This window comes from Streptomyces sp. NPDC006624 (assembly GCF_040611555.1).
In the GTDB taxonomy this organism is placed as follows: domain Bacteria; phylum Actinomycetota; class Actinomycetes; order Streptomycetales; family Streptomycetaceae; genus Streptomyces.
Genome location: NZ_JBEXOM010000015.1, coordinates 25,725 through 43,439 on the forward strand (window position 1 = coordinate 25,725; position 17,715 = coordinate 43,439).

Here is a 17,715-nt window from a genome sequence, read left to right on the forward strand (position 1 = left end):
CCCGCCTTGCACCGGCGCCCGACGACACTGTGTGGCCCAGGAAGGAACTCCTCTTTTGTCCCGCGTTCAGTTCACCGCCGGCTCGCCCGTCGGTGCCCTTACCGACCCGGTCATGATCGACAGCAAGGAGACCGTCGACCGCGACGACGCCATCGCGGTCCACCCGACGAGTGACGGATGGCGGCTGACGGTCTATGTCGCCGACGTCGCCTCCGGAGTCGCCCTGGGCAGCGACGCCGACCGCAAAGCCCTGCGGCGACGCGAGTCGGCCTACGGCGGCTGGCGTGGCCGGGCCAAGATGCTTCCACGGCCCGTGGAAGATCGACTGACACTGGCACCCGGGCGCGCATGCCCGGCGTTGGCGGTGCAGATGAAGGTCGGCCGGGACGGATCCGTGAATCACGTCGAGGTCGAGCGGGCCACGGTGCGCGGCGCCCTGGCCATGGACCACGCCGAGGTCGCCGCCGCGGTCCGCAACTCCGACCACCCCCTGCACGCCGGTCTGCGCCAGGCCGCCGCGGTGAGCGAAGTTCTCCTCGCGCGCCGGCGGGAGCACGGGGCACTCGCCCTGTACGACCTGCTGTCCGGCTGGGCCACCGACGAGGACGGCACCGTGGTGCGGCTGGCATCCTTCGAACGGAACATCGCCTATGTGATCGTTCAGGAGTGCATGATCGCCGCAAACACGGCGCTGGCCGGGTGGGCTGCCGAACGCGACCTTCCGGTGCTCTTCCGCAACCACTCCGCCTCCAAGGTCGCCCCGCCCCGGGACGTCCTGCTCCACGACCTTGACCTTGCCTTCACCGCCCGCTCCGACGCCCGGCTGGCGGCGCTGCAGCAACGCACTCTCATGACCCTCAGGGCCGCCGAGTACGCGCCGTTCATGCGCGGACACTGGGGCCTGAACCTTCCCGGCTACCTCCACGGCACCTCGCCTCTGCGGCGCTATGCCGACCTGGTGGTGCAACGGATCATCCTCAGCCACCTCGACAAGACCGCCAGCCCCTACTCCGCCGACGAGCTCCACGCCGTCGCGCAGGCCCTGAACGACGGCGCGCGCCAGGACCGAGAAGCCGAGAGCGAGTCGAGGAAGTCCGTCACGCACTCCCGCACACGGCGTGCCGCGGCCGATGACTCAGCCGACTACTCCAGGCTCGACAGCGCGGCCTTCCACGCCATCCTCAAACGAGGCTGCAAGGAGCAGATCGCCGGGCCCTCGCTCGTCGACGAGGCCGCCCGACGCGCCGCCGACCAGAATCTCACCTCCCTGGAGCAGCAGCTCGTCTTGCTCGTCGCGGGCGGGGCCGGATGGCAGCCGGCCCGCGTCGCGTGCCTGCAAGCCATCGCGGCGTCGCCGGAGACGGCCGTGTCCGTCCTCTCGGTACACGCCCAGGTCAACGGGTGCGAGCTGCCCGAGTTCACCGTCGAGGCCCGGGGCCAGGGGCACGACGCCGTCTTCCGTGCCCAGGCCTCCTGGACCTCCGGCGACGACCAGGTCACCGGCGCCGAGCGCTCGGCCTCCACGAAGAAGGGAGCCCGTCACCAGGCCGCTCTGAGCCTGCTCGCCCGCCTGGCCGACCTGCCCGACCCCTCGCGTGATCTTGCATCCTGGGGTCGCACCGGGGCCGCACCCGCCTCGAAGGCCCTCCCGCCCGCTGAGGACCGTTCCCCGGTGTCGGTACTCAACGAACTCGAGCAGACCCGGGTCATCACCGGCCTGACGTACGGAATGTCCAGCGACGGCCCCGGCCATCAGATGGTCTTCTCGTGCACGGCACGCGCCGATATGGGCGGTCAGAGCCTGTCCGCCACCGCTTCTGCGACGAAGAAGGCAACTGCCAAGGCGAACGCGGCAGACGGCCTGCTCACACAGATCCGTGCCGCACGGACGGAGTCGCACGCGTAACACCGCCGAGGGCGCCGCGGAGGCCACGAGCCCCCGCGGCGCAGTGCCCGCTGCACCGGCTCAGGCCGCCGGTGCAGCTTCTTGGTCAGCCACGACTTGATCGCGCTGTGGCCGGGACGTCCGGGCGATCCCTCAACTGGCCTCGGGCAACCGCGCGCCGGAGTCCGCAACGCGCCCGATGTGGGCTCGGTGTTCCTGGCGCGCGGTGTCCAGTAGCCGCCGCCAGGACGTGACTGTCGGGCGACGGCGCAGCAGGGCGCGCCGCTCGCGCTCGGTCATGCCGCCCCACACGCCATGCTCGACGCGGTTGTCGAGGGCGTGGGCGAGGCATTCCGTGCGCACGGGGCATCCGAAGCAGATCACCTTCGACCTGTTCTGTCCCGCCCCGTCGGCGAACAGTTCCTCGGGGTCGGCGGCCCGGCAGGCCGCGTGATCACTCCAGTGTCCGTCCGTTCTCACCCCGGTGCCGTCCTCTCCCCGTTCTGGCATGTGACTGCAACCTTACGCAGCGCCAGGTCAGAAGCGGTACGGCCAATCCGTGAGGGGCCGACACGAACGGCGCGGGATCCGCGGCACGGTGCCGCCTGGGCCTGATGCCGGTCGTCCGCTCCGTCCGTCTCAGTGTTGGAAGCCACCGCGCCGGTGGCGGCGTTGCCCGGCGCCGCCGCGCGCTACGGCACGTGCCTTCCGGCCTCGCGGGTACGAGGGCTGCCGCGTCATGACCCTTTCTCGTCATCGGTCCAGCGGGGTGGTGAACTCGAGCCGGGTGCGGTCCCCGGCCAGGGCAATGTGGGCCACCTCCACCACTCGGCCGGTGGGGTCCTGCGCGACCTTTTCGATGTGCAGTACCGGGTCAGACGTCCCGATTCCGAGTTCCACGGCCTCGGCCGGCGTCGCAGACCGTGCAGTGACGTGCTCGGTGACCTTTCCGAATTCGATTCCCACGGTTGCGAGCTGCGATTGGGTTCCGCCGGGCCACGGTTCGTTTCGGCTGTCGAGGAGCTCCTGGTTCTGGGCGATGTCTTCGCGCACGAGGTACGAGCGGACGATGCCGAGTGTGTGCCGCTCGTCGACGTGCTGCGTGCGATAGCTTCGCTCGACCAATGCGGTTCCAGGCGAGACTCCGAATATCTTCGCCAGGTGACTGCAGGCCTCCGTCTCCCGGTAAACGGCGGAGAACACGAGGTCCTGCTTCTTCAGCCCGGTGTCGTGCTCTGTCGCCCCCGTCGCCTTGCGTTCCGCGAGCGGCTTGCGCACGCGCGCCTTCTCCCAGGCATGGCGGGTGTTGCTGCGGGTCACCAGCCGGCGGAGCGGCCTCGCGTTCCTCTCGTCCGAAGTTCCGCGTCCGCGCCTTGTGTCAGTGGTCACTGCCATTACACATCCTCAATCCGTAGCGCTCGTGTGCGTGTCCATAGAGGTGTGCGACCGGGCCTGCGTGTGACATCCCAAGAGGAGTCGGCCCGCAGCCCGGTGGCGGAGGCGTACGGGCGCTGATGCGGGCGCGCCGTCACACGGCCGGTCAAGGCAGCGTGCATTGGGCGCAGGAGGATGCCCGAGCCACGGGAGTTGTCGATGGACGAGGTCGGCGCGCTGTCGTGCCAGGTCGACCGGGCCGACCCTGGGCACGGTGGTCGGGGTCTGCGTCTGCAAGGCATCGCAGGCGCACAGGGCGAGTTCACCGCTCTCCGAGCTCATTCCGCGTACGGTGGGCCCGCCGCCCCGCACCATCGGCGTGCGGGATGTCGGGAACGCGAACGGGAGGAAGAGCAGGATGACGCAGGCCGCGGTGAGCGAGCTGGACGAGCGGGTGCCGGGGCGCCGGTGGACTGTGCGTCTGGATGCCGCCGGTCGGGGCAGTACGGCGGTACGCATCTCGTGCAGCCGCCCCGCCTGCCCCGAGCAGCGTCTGCCGTCCGCGGCCGACGGCCGTGCGGCGGCGGTCGCCCACCTCAAGGCGCATCTGCGCGCTGCCCCAGCCCCCAGGCCCGGCGCGTACTGCGCATGCAGAGCCGACGGCTGCCACACCCATCTGCCGGACACGGGCCGGCATGCCCGTGCCGAACCCTGGCGATGCGGCGGGCCGGTCGTCCTGGCCGTGATCACCGACCGGGAAGGACGCTGGTGGAAGGCCATGGAGTGCTGCTCGCGGTGCGCAGCCGCCACACCCGGCGCGAAGACGGCAGCCACCTCCCAAGCCCCCAGACGCCAGACCGGGGACGAACCCCCGACCCCCGTAGCCCCGGGGGCGGGCACGCCGCAGTTCTCCGACCGCCAGGCCGTAGCCAGGACAGGGGTGCCTGCTCCCCGCTCCGCCCCGGTACGCCGCCGCCCGCCACAAGCGAAGATCGCCCAGCGTGTCATCCCCCACGATCTGCGGCCCGTCGCCCTGCGGGACGAGCTCGTCGAACTCGGTGACCTCTTCCGCGCCTACCAGCAGCGCACCGAGCCCGACCTGAAGCTCCTCGCCGACCTCCACGAGCGCAAGGCACAGGCCTTCACCACCTGGGCCGACGTCAGCGGCATCACGAGCCTGCGGATGGAGGCCCGGCGCGCCGAGCAGGCCGCCACCGCCGCCCGCTTCCAGCACCAGCAGCGCACCGGCGGCATCGCGGACAGCGATGGGCCGGCCGTATCGCGCCTGTTGACCGCACCGACACAGGGGGATCACGCGCGCTCTGTCCTCGCGTACGTGGCCGACCACAGCCCGCTGCCCGGCTCCGAGGCACGGCTGCTCACGCTGATGCTGACTCTGCGCACTGCGCACAAGGGCACCGGCAACCTCGTCGGCCAGGACCTCAACGCGCTGGGCCTGACCGACCCGGAGGACCTGGTCGAGAAGCTGACCGGCTGCGGCTGGCTCACCCTGCCCGGCACCGCCGGCGACCTGCTCGCCTCCCGGCCCGAGAACCCCACCCCGATCACCATCCCCTCCCTGGTCCCCCGCGACGGCGAAGCCGGCCCGTTCACGTTCGGCAAGAAGATGCGGCCCAAGCTCTCCGGCTGGGCCCAGAAGGTCATCTCGGACAAGAAGCTCCGCAAGGCCAAGGCCACCGCCGGCACGCGGCTCCTCGCGCTGACGCTGGCCACCCAGACCGACGCCGCGGGACGCCTCGGTCCCGGTGGCCAGGGCATCGCCTTGCACGCTCTCACTGCTTGGGTCCCGATCGAATCGGGCGAACTGCAGCACCTGGTCGACCAGCTGACCACAGCAGACTGGCTCGCCGAGACCGCCCTTACCGACACCCAGCTCACGGGGCAGCTGACGGAGCGCGTGCTTCCGCTCACCTGTCCGCTCCCGGCTTGAGGCACGGCGCCCGCCCGGGCGAACACCCTGACGGTACGGCCGTCTTGGCCCGGCCATCTGCGGGATGACGGGCAAGCCGGCCACTGCGAAAGCGTGATCGGGCCGAGCTGGGGATCGGTTCAGTGCCTTGAGGCGGGGGCTTTGTGGATCGCGCCGGCGCGTGCTCTGGGGCGCCGTGCGGTCGTTTCACGGAAGGCGACCAGTGGCCGTTGGCCGACACACGGATTCACTGGTGGTGGGCATCCGGGTTCCGACGTCGCCCCAGGGACGGTGCAGGTGGGGACAGCTCGAGGTCGGATCTGGTCTGTCATCCCGCAAGGTGTTCACCCCTGCCAAGGTCCGGGATGTTGACGGTGGTCACCCGGGCCGCGTCGATCAGATCGAGGACCTCTGTGGTGGGGCGTACGTCGCCGAAGGATCGGTAGATCGTGGCGAGCGTGGCGTTGTGGTCCTGATCTCGGCCGGTCGCGTTGGCGTCGGCGACCATCACCACTCGGTAGCCGCGGGTGAACGCGTCGCGGGCCGAGGACTCGCAGCACACCTGGGTGACCGTGCCCGTGATCAGCACAGTGTCGATGCCGCGCTCCTGGAGCAGGTCCGGGAGCAGGCAGCGGCCGGGAAAGAAGGCGCTCGGCGCGCTCTTCTCCACGAAGATGTCGTCCGGGCCCGTGACGAATCCGGGCCACAGCCGGCCGGGCAGTGGTCCGGTGCCGCCGGAGTTGCGGAACATCTCGGCGGCGTCGGGCCCGTGGAACTCGTCTCCGACCGGGGTGCGTTCGGTACGGGCGGGCACCACCCAGGCGACTGTCCCGCCGGCCGTCCGCAGCCGGTCGGCGAGCTGCTGGATGTTGGGGGCGATACCGCGGGCATAGGGGTTGGCGTCGACGAAGAACGGCACCATGTCGATGACGACCAGTGCGGTGCGGGCGGGCGTGAGGCGCGGGAAGGCGAAGCGGCGGCCGCGGCGGTCCTGCTGGCGCCGGTACTCGCGCTCCTCGATGTGCCACGCGTGCATGCGGGTCTCGGTGTTCTCCACGGCGGGGTCCCTCTCAGTCGTGGTCGGGGCTGAGCTTGCGGTGGCTTCCGGACCGGCCGATATCGAGTTCCACCAGGGAGCTGAGGGTGGTGCCGCTGTTCCAGTAGCCGAGCAGGTCGACGTCGACGAGGCACAGGCCGTGCCGCGCGGCGAAGTTCCGGGCCGGCCGGGTGAAGACGCAGGACGCCACGAACACCGGTACATCCGCGCCGTGCTCGGCACGCGCGGTGCCGTTGAACGTCTGGATGTCACGGCTTCCCACCGAGCGGTGCTTGGCGTACCTCTTGCACTGCACCACGATCTTCCTGCCATCGGGGAGGTAGCCGATCACGTCGGCGCCGAGATCGCCCGCGCCGCCCACCCGCTGCACCTGGGTGCAGCCGTCACGGCGGCACAGATCGGCCACGTACTCCTCGAAGGCGCGGTCGTCCATCGCCCACACCGCCGCCAAGGAGCGCCGGGCTTGGAGCTGAGCGTCCTCGGCGAGCCGCTGCTTCTCGGCCCGTGCCTCGCGCCGCCCGGCACGCACGAGCCCCGTGACGACGACTGCGAGTACGACTGCGGCTAACGCCGCCAACAGCACCGTGCCCATCCTGTGCTCCCTCCCCTGGTGGCTACGCCGTCTTCTCTCTCCCCAGTCCGGACCCTGCCTATCCTCCGGACGCGGGAGGGCCCTGGGGTCGGCGGACATCTGTGGGAGCGGACCGGAAACTGCCCCTGGACATCCTTATGCGGCCGCGGGCACCGAGGGGAGACCGGCAGTCTCGATGGCTGGCAGCAGATGCCGCAGGTGTTCGATGCCTCGGGGCGTGAGGGGGACGGTTGTCTCGCCGGCCTCTTGTTCGAAGTACGGATGCCGAGCGACCGCGCGGGTGTGAGTGATCGTGATCCGCTCTTCTTCCACGCTGATCACGGCGGGGTACACCGTCTCGTCCAAGTCATCTCGGACGAGGAACCAGCTCGTATCGGTAGCGGCCCAGTCCGAGAGCGTCGACGCCATGATGTCGTGTATCCAGGCAGGCCTGGCAGCAAGGAGTTTGAATGACCGAGTCAAGCCGTTTGCGGGACCGGAGGGGCTGGTGTGAACAGCCGGTTGTCTCGAAGTAGCGCCCATAGGACATCGATCCTCCGGCGGGCCACCGCGATGACGGCCTGGACATGTTTCAGGCCCTCGCTGCGCTTCTTGAGGTAGAAGTCGCGGTTGGGGCCCTCACGCATGATGCTCACCTGCGCGGATAGGTAGAAGACCCTGCGCAGGCGGCGGTTATAGCGTTTGGGGCGATGCAGGTTCCCGGTGCGTCGTCCGGAATCTCGAGGAACGGGTACCAGTCCTGCCGCCGAGGCCAGATGGCCGGCGTCTGCGTAGGCCGACATGGCGCCCGCAGCCACGACGAACTCGGCACCCAGGAGGGGCCCCATGCCCGGCAAGGACTCGATGATGTCGGCCTGGGGGTGACTGCGGAAAGCCTCCCGAATCTGCTGGTCGATCTGCCTGAGACGATCTTCCATAGCGAGGATCTGTGTGGCCAGATCGGCGATGATCTGAGCCGCGACGGTCTCGTTGGGCAGTGCTGTCTGCTGGGCCTGAGCGGCCTCGATGGCGGTAGCTGCGACCGCGTCCGCGCCGCGCACGTTGCGGTTGGCCAGCCAAGCCGTGAGCCGGGATCGGCCGCGACGGCGAATCGCCGCGGGAGTCTGATAGCCGGTCAGCAGCACCAGGGCGCCCTTGTGGGCCGAGTAGTCGAAGGCCCGCTCCAGGGCTGGGAACATGCCGGTGAGCACGTCCTTGAGGCGGTTGAGCATCCGAACCCGATCGGCCATCAGATCGGAGCGATGCGAGGTCAGCAACGCAAGGCCGGCGGCCAGCTCGGCGGGCACGTCGATGGAGGCGAAGTCCCGGCGGTGGCGGGCTGCTTCGGCAATGACGTACGCGTCGCGAGCGTCGGTCTTGGCTTCACCGCGGTAGGCGCCGGACATACGGTTGACCGTGCGGCCGGGCACGTAGACGGCCTGCTGCCCGTGAGCGGCCAGCAGAGCCAGCAGCAGCGCCGAGGAAGTGCCGGTGATGTCTACCGCCCAGCGGACCTCTACGGCCAGGTCGAGGATCTCACCGAGCGCGGCGAGGATCGCCGACTCGTCGTTGTCGATCTTCTTCGACCATAAGGTCGAACCGGTCTCGTCTACTGCAGCTGCCCAGTGGTGCGCCTTGCCTACGTCGATGCCCACCCAGATGCGGGCCCGTTGGTCGGTCACATGCTTCTCCTCGAACCGTTTCGCCTTGCCGGCGGCCCGAGGAACACCCCGTCGTCATCTCCGTAAACAGCGACCGATCCGCAGATTTCAATCAGCGACCAGGGCGCCCCGGAGAGCCGGGCGGCCACTCCTTGCGAGCCACTGCAGGCAGAGAACGTTCAGCCACACCCGACCCTCCCGGGCCACCGAACAACTTACGGAGAACGTTCAGGGCGACGTGAGCAGCGGGGAGCACCCGTGCCCGTGGTGCCGGAGTGGTCATGGTGCGAGTGTGGCCGGTCTCCGAGACGGGTTCAGCGCGCCACACCGTTCATAACGGTCCCAGGCCCTGCGAGCGGGGTACTTCGTCAGCTCGGGATTCCCGGCTGCTGCTCCGGAAAGGTCGGGTGCCGTCCGCGTAGCGCGGCGGGGCGCAACTTCGTCGTTCAAGGGCGTCTGCGATGGCTTCGTTTGCGGGTGAGCAGTCCGAGCAGGCGTCGCTTCCCGCGTGGCTGCGTCGGCAGAGGGGTCACGTGATGACCGGACGCGGTGATGATGTCCAGAGCGGTCAGCAGGCGCTCGCGTGCCGGTTCGGGGTCCAGTTCCCCTTCGCCGGCCAAGAGCCACACGTCTCGTTTGTGGGGGTGTGGCTGTATGCCGCCAGAGGCAAAGAGGGCGATCAGCGTGGTCGCCAGCATCCCGTCGGTCAGACCGGTGCGCTCACTGAGCCAGGCGTGTGGGGGCGCCGTGATCTCGTTGGCCGCGAGCCCTTTGGGGGTGGGCATCTCGTCGATCCATGTTCGCACGGCGTCCATCACCGTGGCGGTGTTGGCGTAGGCCGCCATGAACTGTTCGAACTGCTCTTGGCGGTGGGGCGGGACTCCGTCGTACATCGACATGCCGTCAGCCTAGGTGGGTGCAGTGGTGTGAGAAACGTCCGCCTCCTCGGGCTCGCAGTCGCGGCCCCGAGGGCGGCTTCCTTCAGGCTGTGGGTAGCTGGCCCAGCGGACGGTCCTGGTCGGACCGCGCGGTGATGATCGCCGCCACGTCACTGTCGTCGGCGAACGTGGGGCCCTGCCATGCCGGTGGTGCGTCGATGGGTTCGAGGCGGACCTCGGTCCCGAATCTGTTGGACGCGTCGTACAGGCTCTGCAGGATCTGCAGTGCGCGGGCGTCGAGTTGGCCGATGAAGGCTGTCCACAGGGCGGTGGCTGGATCGAATCCGGCTACCGCGCTTAGGAGTTGGCGCTGCTGCTCGAAGGCCTGGTCATCGATCGGGGCGGATCGGGCGGAGATGCGCAGTATCCAGCCTTCGCGAGGACCTTGAGGTGCGGCTGTCATGGAGGTGACCGTAACCGCTGGCGCTGACATCGACTCGCGTCCGCCGCCGTGCCGGGGCCCCTCCTGGGCGCCCCGGCACGGTGCGGGTCAGGCGTCGTCTCCGAAGACGTCGTCGACCCAGGACTCGACCTCGTGCACCTCCAGTGGGAGGGTCGCCACGATGCTCAGGAACTCGTCGCTGCCGCCGTGTCGCCACCGCGGATCGAGGTCCCTCAGCGCGGCGAGATCTGCTGTCCGAAGGGCCTGGGCCCCGGCGCGGTGGCGTTCGGCCACGTCGTGCTCGCCCGGCATCTCGTCGGCTGCGGCCAGGTAGCACTCGACGAAGGGGTCGAAGGCTGCGCGGTGTGCCGCCAGATGCCGGCGGTAGGCGGCACTGCCGACGGCGGCGTGGTTGGCCTCTTCGTCGACGAGGGTGCAGGGCTGGCCGTACCAAGTACTGATGTGTCCGGTGAAGCTGTTGGGGAAGTCCCCGTCGTCTTCGAGGCTGCGGTGTCCATCGGGAAGGCCGGCGGTGGAGTGGACGCGGTAGCTGAAGTAGGTCAGTGCCTGGACGAGCCCGCGGAAGTCCAGCACGTCGTGCGCGTGGGCGGCGAGGATCAGGTCCGTGATTGTCGGAACGCTGTCGGTGGCGATGGCATCCGGCTTCGAGAGGCGCCACGTGTCGTGTTCGCGCCGGAGTTCAGCCGCACCGACGTCTTCGATGGCTTCGTGCACAGCGATCATGTGCGATGCGGCCTCTTGCGCCGCCCTCTGGAGCGTGCGGCGGGGGGCGGGGTGTTCTTGAGCACCGGCAAGGGGCGGGCTGGTCGCTGCGGCCAGCGCCCAGTTCAGCAGTTCGATCAGCGTGTCCACGCCCCACCACAGGGGGACTTGGTACTTCTCCAGACCCCGGAGGTCGTCCAGTTCCTTCTGGGACAACTGGGCACGCAGCGCCAGAGTCCCGAGTTCGAGGAGGTCGATACCGGGAGCGTCGAGCAGCCGCTCCGTTCCGGGTGGCACCAGGCGGTCCTCGTGGGTGGAGTATTCGCCGCGGGCCGTTGAGCGACGGCAGGTGCCGATCCAGCCCCCGGCGTCCCAGATCGAGGTATGGGCCGGATCGTCGAGGACGGCCTGCGCGATCTTCAGCGCGTGTGTGGCCGCGCGCCGGGTGACCGCGGTGGCCTCCAAGTCCATGAGATGGCACAGGGATTCTGCCGGGTCGGTGGCGGTCGGCTGGGGCTTGAAGGCATTCACGGCGTCGAGTACGGCACCTCCCGCGTCCGCCCTGCGCGGTGCGCGGCGGGCCGGCCACAGCTGCAAGGGCATGGAGAGGGCCTGCCACAGGGGGATGACGCTCAGGCTCTGCCGTCCTGCCGAGGCGTCGAGAAGGTGGGTCTGGCCGGCGTGCTCGGTGAGCATCAGGTGCACGCTGGAGTGCCGGTGGGCCACGTCCCAGAGCAGGCCGATGCGCCGCAGCGTGGCAGAGAGCAGCGTCGCCAGCTCGTACTCGGGGGTGGTGTGATCGTGGCTGGCGGGCGGGGCCGGGCGCTGCGCTGCGCTGTCGGCCGCGTCGTGCCAGGCCGAGGGCGTGGCGGGGGCGAGGTTGATGCGCGCGCCGTTGATGGCGAGCGTGACGCCGGCGGTCGCCGTGCCGGTGTTCTGGGCGGCTGCTCCCGCGCGGATGTCGATTCCTGCGGCTGTGAGGGCACGGGCCCAGCGTTCGAGTTCACCGTCGGCGATGTGGATGGTGAGCTCGTCCGTGCGGGGCGTGATGCTGGTGATCCCGTACGGGCCGTCGGTCAGCTCGGGCCGGTGCATGCCGTACTCGCGGATGAGCGCGGTCAGGATGCGGGCCTCGGCGTGAGTCTGGGGCGTGGTGGGTTCGGGGATGAGCGGGCCGGTGTCGGAGATTTCCTGTCGGGCCGTGTCGTAGGGCTCGCGGGTGACCCACTGCCGCCATGCCGCAAGGGTGGAGGGTCCCGGCGGCCAGTCCGGGAAGTCGAACGGGTCGTCGCGTCGGGGCGGAGCCGTGAAGTCGTCGGGCACCGAGTCTCCTTCGTCCGGGGAGGGAGCGGATGTCGCCCATAGAGGTGTGAAGGGCGGTGTCCGTGTGACACGTGGCGGCCGTTTTCTTGCGGCGGTGCCCGGTCAACCGAATCTATATTGCTTAATTGGATTTCATCATGTAATGTATAGCTAGCAATCGGGGCGCGGCACCAAGTCGGCGCTCCTCGCCGATCCCGCCCTTACTGGTGCGGGACGCGGCACACCCGGCCCGCACCCGCGGATCGATGACCGCCACCCCAGAGACCTCAAGGTGCGGGGTGGCGGGCCCCCTTTGACTCTGGACTGGAGCAGCCTTGGCGGTACTCAACTACCGGACCGGACCCTGGTCTCACGACGAGACCCGGCCCTTCCCGCGACGTCGCGGTGCGAACCGGCGCAACCAGCGCCGCAACGCCCGCCGCATGGCCAAGCGTGCCGAGGAGCGCCTGGCCGCTGCCGAGATCCGCGAGGACCGTACGGAGATCGAGGAATGAGTTCCGCGTACCTGATCGACGGACGGGGTCCCGTCGTCGGCGAGGCCGCGCCCGGCGGCAAGCTGCACCGCGCCGTCGTCTACCGCAGTGGCCCCGCTCCCTGGGCCGGATGCGGGCGCGCCCAACGGCTGGAGACCGAGTCGCTGGCCCTGGCCGATGACGCAGACCCCAGCCGCTTCTGCCGGCACGCCGGGTGCATGGGTTCGCGCGCCGGCTCGTCACGGCCGCGCCCTCCGCAGCGCCGCCATACCTCCAGGACCTGAACGGATCAGACAGTGCGCACTTGCGACGACCCACGAAGTCCTCAGCGGCCCTTCCTTGCCTCCGAGTTCGACGACACCTGTGAAGGATGCGGTGCCCCGCCCGGTGCGTACTGCCGCCCGAACTGCGACAGCGGCTACACCGTCGAGGACGCACGTGCCCACGCCGCACTCCTGAGCCGACGCCCGCCCGGCCACGCCTGATCTTGCAAGCCCCGCCCCTCCCCGCCCGTCACCGACGGGTCACCGCACGAACGGAACAGCATCCCCATGCCAGCGAACCCGCAGAAGCACCTTCTGAACGATGTCCGAACCGCCCTCGGTCTCCTCGATGAGAACGGTTCCCTCGACGCGTACCGCGACGCCTCACCCATCGCGCTGAGCGCGCTGCAGGGCCGGGCCGTACGCGCGGTGCGCCGTCTGCGCGATGCCCTCTCCGAAGGGACCGGGGGCTACGTCGACCCCATCGACTGGCGCCAGGCCCAGAAGGACCAGCAGGACGACGCACAAGGGCTCGCCCTCCTGATCGCCGACACGCTGCGCGCCCAGATTCCCGGCGCCAGCTATCTGGTGTTTCACGTCAACGACAGCTACGACGCCGAGACCGGCCGGGACCTGGAACTGCACACCGTCCGCGCCGCCGACGGCACCGCCCTTCACACCTTCCACGATCTGCTTCCCGTCCCCGACGCAGGCCGTCACCACGAGATCGCCCACGCCTGGCGGGATGCACGACTCCCGCGGACCGGGCAAGACCTGGCCGCCCTCATGCAGCCGATGCGCGCCGCGGGCCTCGTGTTCGACGACTACCCCGAGCAGCTTCATCTGTACGGGCACCCTGTCCTCGGAAACGATCCCGAGCACGTGCTGTGCATGCTCTTGTCGGACTCCGCGCATCCGGAGCAGTGGGACCTCAAGGACGTCTTCGGCCCCCGACTCCTGCGTCCGTACGGCACCCCCCTGCCCGCCTGAACCAGGCCGCCGCATGCGGCGGCAACCGCTCACCGACCAACGGCCTCGCGCCCTCCATGCAGCCACGCCCCCGTGTCGCGGCATGAAGCCCCTGCCCGAACCGCCTTCCGGTGCCGCGATCCCGGCGCCCCGTACTCACACCAGAGCCACATGACCCACCAGACCATCACTGTCCGGGCGAAAGCTGTCGTTGTCGCCGTACACGACGTCTCGCTCACCGTACGAGTGCCCGGCGACCGCACGCCGAGCCGCGCCGAGGCCCAGCGCCTCCTTGAGGAGCTTGGGCCGGGCGTTCTCGACGCCGCGTGCACGCCCGACACCATCGATCATCACCGACGGGCGGAAGTGCTCGACGTCCTGGACGTCCAGGTCCTCGCCGCCGGAGCAGAGGCCAACCGTGTCCTCTAAGGCCCATGGACCCTTCGGGCGGGTAGTCCGCGTCGGTGATGAGACCGACGAGGCGTACCGCGCCCTTCTGCCGAACCCTCGTCTGCGGAGCGGACTGGCCGACTTCCTGTGCTTCCTTGTCCCTCTCGCCATCCAGGAACAGAGCCGTATGTCGGCGGGACGGATCGATGCGCTACGCGAAGAGCTCATCGACATGATCGCGGAGCACGGGGACGATCTGCAGTTCGGTGGAACCCACCAGAAGTCGGCCCGAGTCGCGCTGGCCAAGGCCCTTGCCGTCCTGGCCACCGCGGAGGGTGGCGTCACGATTCTGGGCGTCCACGCCTGTACGGCGGAACACGAAGGCTGCCCAGGTTCCACCCGTCCGACCGCTGGCATGGATGCGGCCCAGGCCCGGTGATACGGCACCGGCCCGCACCTCGCCACGAGGCGGCACCTTCCGCCCCCCACCTCTCTCACGAATAACAGGAGGAATCCACATGGCACGAGAACCTGGCAGTTCGCCGACCGCGGGCCGATCGCCCGGCAGGCCCGGAGCGACGCCGCAGGGCGTAGCTGTGCGCCCCACCCGCAGTCACACGGTCGCACGGGCACTGGCAGCTCTGGACGTCGACCGGCTGTCCGCGTACGAGGTGAGGGATCTGCCTACCTCCGCCCAGCCGGAGGGCTTCACACTCCGGGACTCCGCGCACCCGTCCGGCGTCGTCGTGTCTGTGCTCGGCGCATACGGGCCGGATTGGAGCGCGCTACTGGTCAGGCTCCGGACTCACCTGGAACAGCCCTCGGTCGGCTACACGGTGGAGGCCCTCGAAGGGCTCGACGAACACGAGGTGATGGTCCGCCGGGCGAACGCGGACGAGTTGCAGGCCCGCCGAGCCCTCGAACCAGCACCGCCCGCAGAGGCGCCGGCCCCCTCCCGAGCAGAAGTCCTTGAGGCAGCGGGCCAGGAGATCCTCTTCTGAGCCGCCCGCCCCGTCCCTCGCACCGCATTCCGCACCCTGTGATGAATCCAGACCCATGACCGTCTACTTCACCTTCATCCCCTCACGCGAAAGGCGCCCGGTGCGCCTCGGTTCCTTGGAATTCGCCCCGAACCAGGCCGTCCCCGAGTGGGCCCTCAAGCAGCGCGTGCGCGGGCAGCACGGCCCGACGTACCACGACGGCGTGAACCGCACCGTCGCTCTGGCGGACCGGCCCACCGCGGACTTCCCCGACGCCGATCACAGTGCCTGTCTGCTCGTGTGGAAACGCACGGCAGCGCAGCCCGTTCCCCAGCAGGACGAGGCACCAGACGAGGTGTGGACGCTCACACCCCGCGGCCGCGTGGTCAGAAGCCCCTGGGCTGGCACGCCCGGCCACACCCCATCCCCCGCCAGGAAGAAATCGGAAGGTCGCCACCATGGGTAACTCCTCGCGCCCCGGAAGCATCGTGATCCGTGAAATCGGCCACGCACCGTTCACCGTGCTCGGGGAGCAGTACGCCGTCCTGGAACTGGTCTGGAACGGCGACGTCGGCCGGTCATTCGACCTGGTGCGCGTCAGTGACAACACTGTGCTCACCGAGGACGAGTCCTTCGACAGCTACCCCACGGACGAACAGATCGCCGACACCCTCGCGGAGCACGACATCGACGCCGAGGTGGCGAGCTGCATGTTCTGCCGGCAGAACGTCTTGCTGGCCACCGCGCACCGGCACACCGGCGGCTGGATCGGCGATGCCTGCTGCTGGGACGAACGGCTGCGTTCCACGCAGTAAGACCAGCACCCCGAGAACCCCGCCCATGGGGTCGCTTCGGCTCGCCCGAAGAGCCTGGGCGCTCCCGCTCGCGGCGGTCAGCCCCCGTCTGACCGCTGCTACGACAACACCATCACCCTCAAGGAGACCCCTCGTGACCACCACTCGGTCCGGAGTCCGCATCGACGCCGACTCCACGACTATGAACACTGCCGTGCCCGGCCCCTGGGCCCTGAAGAGGGCGGTGCTGCACGACGAACTGGGCGGTGAACCGCACTTCGCGCGGTATGCGGCAGCCGACGGCACGGCTCTGCGAGTGATCTGCCGGGCGGCCACGGATTCCGGCACGGCGTTGCCGGCCAACGAGCTGGCCACCGCCTTCGTTCGCCGCGCGACCGGGCAGGCCCTGGCCCGGCCGCTGCGCGGGCCCGTCGTAGTGCTCGGCGCGGGCCGCGTCGGCGGGCTGTGGCGCTCCGGCGACCTCACCGATTTTCACCGCGCGCTGCTGTACTCCCTCGCCCGTGAGCGAGGCTGCCCGGGTGACTGGGAGGTCGCGCTGTGACCGCCGATCTGCCGAGGTATCCGCGTACGCCTCATCTGCCGGGGTCTCCGGGGGCGACGGACGACGACGTCTGGTGCGACTGGCCCCGTTTCGTTCCCGAGCCGGGGCGCGAGCTCGTCACCACGCTCAAGATGGACGGGGCGAACACGACGTTGCACGCGGGCGGGATGTACGGGCGCTCCCCCACCGGGCGCAGCCGGCCGTGGCAGAGCCGGATGCGGGCCTTCGCCGCAGCGGTGTGTCCGCTGATCCCGCAGGGAGTGCGGGTGTGCGGTGAGGATCTGACGGTTGCGCATTCGATCGTCTACGAGCGGGAGCTCCCGCCGTTCATGGTCTTCTCGGTGTGGGACGGCGACGTCTGCCTGCCGTGGGACGAGACGGTGGCCTGGGCAGGCATGCTCGGTCTGCCCACCGTCCCGCTGCTGGCCCGCGGGCCGCGGCCGGACGAGCCGCAGCGTCTACGCGAAGCCTTCGACCAGCGCACGGACGTCGAGCGGGACGAGGGGTTCGTGGTGCGCGACGCGCAGGGCTTCGCGCGAGGGGAGTTCGCCGGGCGGGTGGCCAAGTGGGTCCGCAGCGGTCATGTGCGGACCGGGTCGCGATGGCCCGTCACTCGTTGATTGCATAATTGGATTTACCGCAGTAGAGTTGGGGTATCGGTTGCGGCATCGGTCGCACTGTCTCTCCCGGTGCCGCACCGCGCCCGCTTCGCTGCCACTTCTCAGGACACTGCAATGTCTTCTCGACGCTCCCGTTCCCCGTTCCGCCTCCGCGACGCGGGTCAGCGCGATGTGGAGGTCTTCATGGACCTGATCCGTCACGCCGATCCCGACCACCCCTCGCCGTTCCACGCGGCCCGGCTCACCTTGAGCCTCCCGCCGGAACCGCCTCTGTCCCACCAGCTCGACCTCTGTCTCATCGCCGAGGACCAGCGCGGCAAGGCCGTCGGCGCGCTGGTAGCCGGCCCGCCGGAGTGGCTCGTGGCGCATCCCGGGCTGCAGAACTCCGCGCTGCTGCTGGACCTGGTGCACCGGATCACCATGATCCATGGGGTGGCTGTCGCGCCGCGCTATCGCGGACGCGGAATCGGCCGGGCGCTGATCCGCCAGGCCGAGCAGCGCTACCGAGCACTCGGCTGGGGCCTGTCCATGCTCATCCACGCCCCGTCGCTGGCGACCTACTACGAGCGGCTGGGCTACGTGGCGCACCCGGCGCTCCTGATGAATCTCCCCAGCCCGCACCCCCTCATCGGGCAGGACTTCCTCGACATGCTCACCGCGCTCAAGCCTCTGTCCCCCGACGTCCGCCTGGCCGACGTGGCGTTCGCGCCCGCGCCCGTCATCTCCGGTGTCCTGCCCGGCAGCCAGGTGCCCGAGCACGCCTGGTTCGACGGCGCCGGGCTGTGCTACTGACCTCGCCGTTGCTACCGCCTCCGAGAGC

At 69.8% G+C, this 17,715-nt stretch carries 22 protein-coding genes; 13 read left to right on the forward strand and 9 right to left on the reverse strand.

Going from position 1 to position 17,715, the window contains the following annotated elements; genetic code table 11:
* Window positions 1–112 precede the first annotated feature (112 nt).
* Entirely contained in the window at window positions 113–1,906 is a 1,794-nt protein-coding gene (locus ABZY20_RS25240; RefSeq protein WP_356443925.1) for a ribonuclease catalytic domain-containing protein, read from the forward strand.
* 132 nt (window positions 1,907–2,038) lie between these two features.
* Here the strand turns inward: ABZY20_RS25240 and ABZY20_RS25245 are convergent, their stop codons facing one another.
* Together ABZY20_RS25245 and ABZY20_RS25250 are read right to left on the reverse strand one after the other, a co-directional pair.
* On the reverse strand, window positions 2,039–2,395 hold the full coding sequence (locus tag ABZY20_RS25245) for a WhiB family transcriptional regulator (protein WP_050814967.1): 357 nt from the start codon (window positions 2,393–2,395) through the stop codon (window positions 2,039–2,041).
* Window positions 2,396–2,638: 243 nt separating this feature from the next.
* Window positions 2,639–3,205, reverse strand: a complete 567-nt coding sequence (locus ABZY20_RS25250; RefSeq protein ID WP_167546264.1) for a UTRA domain-containing protein — start codon at window positions 3,203–3,205, stop codon at window positions 2,639–2,641.
* Between the two features lie 472 nt (window positions 3,206–3,677).
* Here ABZY20_RS25250 and ABZY20_RS25255 point away from each other — a divergent pair, with 472 nt between their 5' ends.
* Window positions 3,678–5,210: a hypothetical protein gene (locus ABZY20_RS25255; protein WP_356443927.1), complete on the forward strand. Its 1,533-nt coding sequence runs from the start codon at window positions 3,678–3,680 to the stop codon at window positions 5,208–5,210.
* Between the two features lie 307 nt (window positions 5,211–5,517).
* Here the strand turns inward: ABZY20_RS25255 and ABZY20_RS25260 are convergent, their stop codons facing one another.
* The 7 genes from ABZY20_RS25260 to ABZY20_RS25290 form a co-directional block, all read right to left on the reverse strand.
* Complete coding sequence (locus tag ABZY20_RS25260) at window positions 5,518–6,246, reverse strand: isochorismatase family cysteine hydrolase (RefSeq protein WP_356443928.1); 729 nt, start codon at window positions 6,244–6,246, stop codon at window positions 5,518–5,520.
* A gap of 13 nt (window positions 6,247–6,259) precedes the next feature.
* Window positions 6,260–6,838: a restriction endonuclease gene (locus ABZY20_RS25265; RefSeq protein ID WP_356443930.1), complete on the reverse strand. Its 579-nt coding sequence runs from the start codon at window positions 6,836–6,838 to the stop codon at window positions 6,260–6,262.
* 135 nt (window positions 6,839–6,973) lie between these two features.
* On the reverse strand, window positions 6,974–7,246 hold the full coding sequence (locus ABZY20_RS25270) for a hypothetical protein (RefSeq protein WP_356443932.1): 273 nt from the start codon (window positions 7,244–7,246) through the stop codon (window positions 6,974–6,976).
* Between the two features lie 50 nt (window positions 7,247–7,296).
* Window positions 7,297–8,499: an IS110 family transposase gene (locus ABZY20_RS25275; RefSeq protein WP_356443934.1), complete on the reverse strand. Its 1,203-nt coding sequence runs from the start codon at window positions 8,497–8,499 to the stop codon at window positions 7,297–7,299.
* A gap of 425 nt (window positions 8,500–8,924) precedes the next feature.
* Window positions 8,925–9,377 carry a hypothetical protein gene (locus ABZY20_RS25280; RefSeq protein ID WP_356443936.1) on the reverse strand — a complete coding sequence of 151 codons (453 nt, stop codon included), beginning with the start codon at window positions 9,375–9,377 and terminating at the stop codon, window positions 8,925–8,927.
* A gap of 82 nt (window positions 9,378–9,459) precedes the next feature.
* A complete protein-coding gene (locus ABZY20_RS25285; protein WP_356443938.1) occupies window positions 9,460–9,819 on the reverse strand; it encodes a hypothetical protein in 360 nt (119 codons plus the stop codon).
* 87 nt (window positions 9,820–9,906) lie between these two features.
* Window positions 9,907–11,844 carry a hypothetical protein gene (locus ABZY20_RS25290; protein ID WP_356443940.1) on the reverse strand — a complete coding sequence of 646 codons (1,938 nt, stop codon included), beginning with the start codon at window positions 11,842–11,844 and terminating at the stop codon, window positions 9,907–9,909.
* Window positions 11,845–12,158: 314 nt separating this feature from the next.
* On the opposite strand from ABZY20_RS25290, the gene ABZY20_RS25295 reads away from it, so the two are divergent.
* The 11 genes from ABZY20_RS25295 (at window position 12,159) to ABZY20_RS25345 (ending at window position 17,687) form a co-directional block, all read left to right on the forward strand.
* The gene (locus tag ABZY20_RS25295; RefSeq protein ID WP_210907436.1) at window positions 12,159–12,338 is read left to right on the forward strand and encodes a hypothetical protein; all 180 of its coding nucleotides are present in this window, start codon (window positions 12,159–12,161) and stop codon (window positions 12,336–12,338) included.
* Window positions 12,335–12,601, forward strand: coding sequence for a hypothetical protein (locus ABZY20_RS25300; protein ID WP_356443942.1), 267 nt, complete (start codon window positions 12,335–12,337; stop codon window positions 12,599–12,601). The genes ABZY20_RS25295 and ABZY20_RS25300 overlap by 4 nt, the downstream gene beginning before the upstream one ends.
* Window positions 12,602–12,868: 267 nt before the next feature.
* The gene (locus tag ABZY20_RS25305; RefSeq protein WP_356443944.1) at window positions 12,869–13,570 is read left to right on the forward strand and encodes a hypothetical protein; all 702 of its coding nucleotides are present in this window, start codon (window positions 12,869–12,871) and stop codon (window positions 13,568–13,570) included.
* 150 nt (window positions 13,571–13,720) lie between these two features.
* Window positions 13,721–13,978, forward strand: a complete 258-nt coding sequence (locus tag ABZY20_RS25310) for a hypothetical protein (protein WP_356443946.1) — start codon at window positions 13,721–13,723, stop codon at window positions 13,976–13,978.
* A gap of 148 nt (window positions 13,979–14,126) precedes the next feature.
* Entirely contained in the window at window positions 14,127–14,378 is a 252-nt protein-coding gene (locus ABZY20_RS25315) for a hypothetical protein (protein ID WP_356443948.1), read from the forward strand.
* Window positions 14,379–14,457: 79 nt separating this feature from the next.
* The gene (locus ABZY20_RS25320) at window positions 14,458–14,940 is read left to right on the forward strand and encodes a hypothetical protein (RefSeq protein ID WP_356443950.1); all 483 of its coding nucleotides are present in this window, start codon (window positions 14,458–14,460) and stop codon (window positions 14,938–14,940) included.
* 55 nt (window positions 14,941–14,995) lie between these two features.
* Window positions 14,996–15,385, forward strand: a complete 390-nt coding sequence (locus ABZY20_RS25325) for a hypothetical protein (RefSeq protein ID WP_007490392.1) — start codon at window positions 14,996–14,998, stop codon at window positions 15,383–15,385.
* 22 nt (window positions 15,386–15,407) lie between these two features.
* Window positions 15,408–15,734, forward strand: coding sequence for a hypothetical protein (locus ABZY20_RS25330; protein WP_356443952.1), 327 nt, complete (start codon window positions 15,408–15,410; stop codon window positions 15,732–15,734).
* Between the two features lie 133 nt (window positions 15,735–15,867).
* On the forward strand, window positions 15,868–16,275 hold the full coding sequence (locus ABZY20_RS25335) for a hypothetical protein (RefSeq protein ID WP_356443953.1): 408 nt from the start codon (window positions 15,868–15,870) through the stop codon (window positions 16,273–16,275).
* On the forward strand, window positions 16,272–16,895 hold the full coding sequence (locus ABZY20_RS25340) for an RNA ligase family protein (protein WP_356443955.1): 624 nt from the start codon (window positions 16,272–16,274) through the stop codon (window positions 16,893–16,895). The genes ABZY20_RS25335 and ABZY20_RS25340 overlap by 4 nt, the downstream gene beginning before the upstream one ends.
* 183 nt (window positions 16,896–17,078) lie before the next feature.
* On the forward strand, window positions 17,079–17,687 hold the full coding sequence (locus ABZY20_RS25345; RefSeq protein WP_210907444.1) for a GNAT family N-acetyltransferase: 609 nt from the start codon (window positions 17,079–17,081) through the stop codon (window positions 17,685–17,687).
* Window positions 17,688–17,715: the final 28 nt, after the last annotated feature.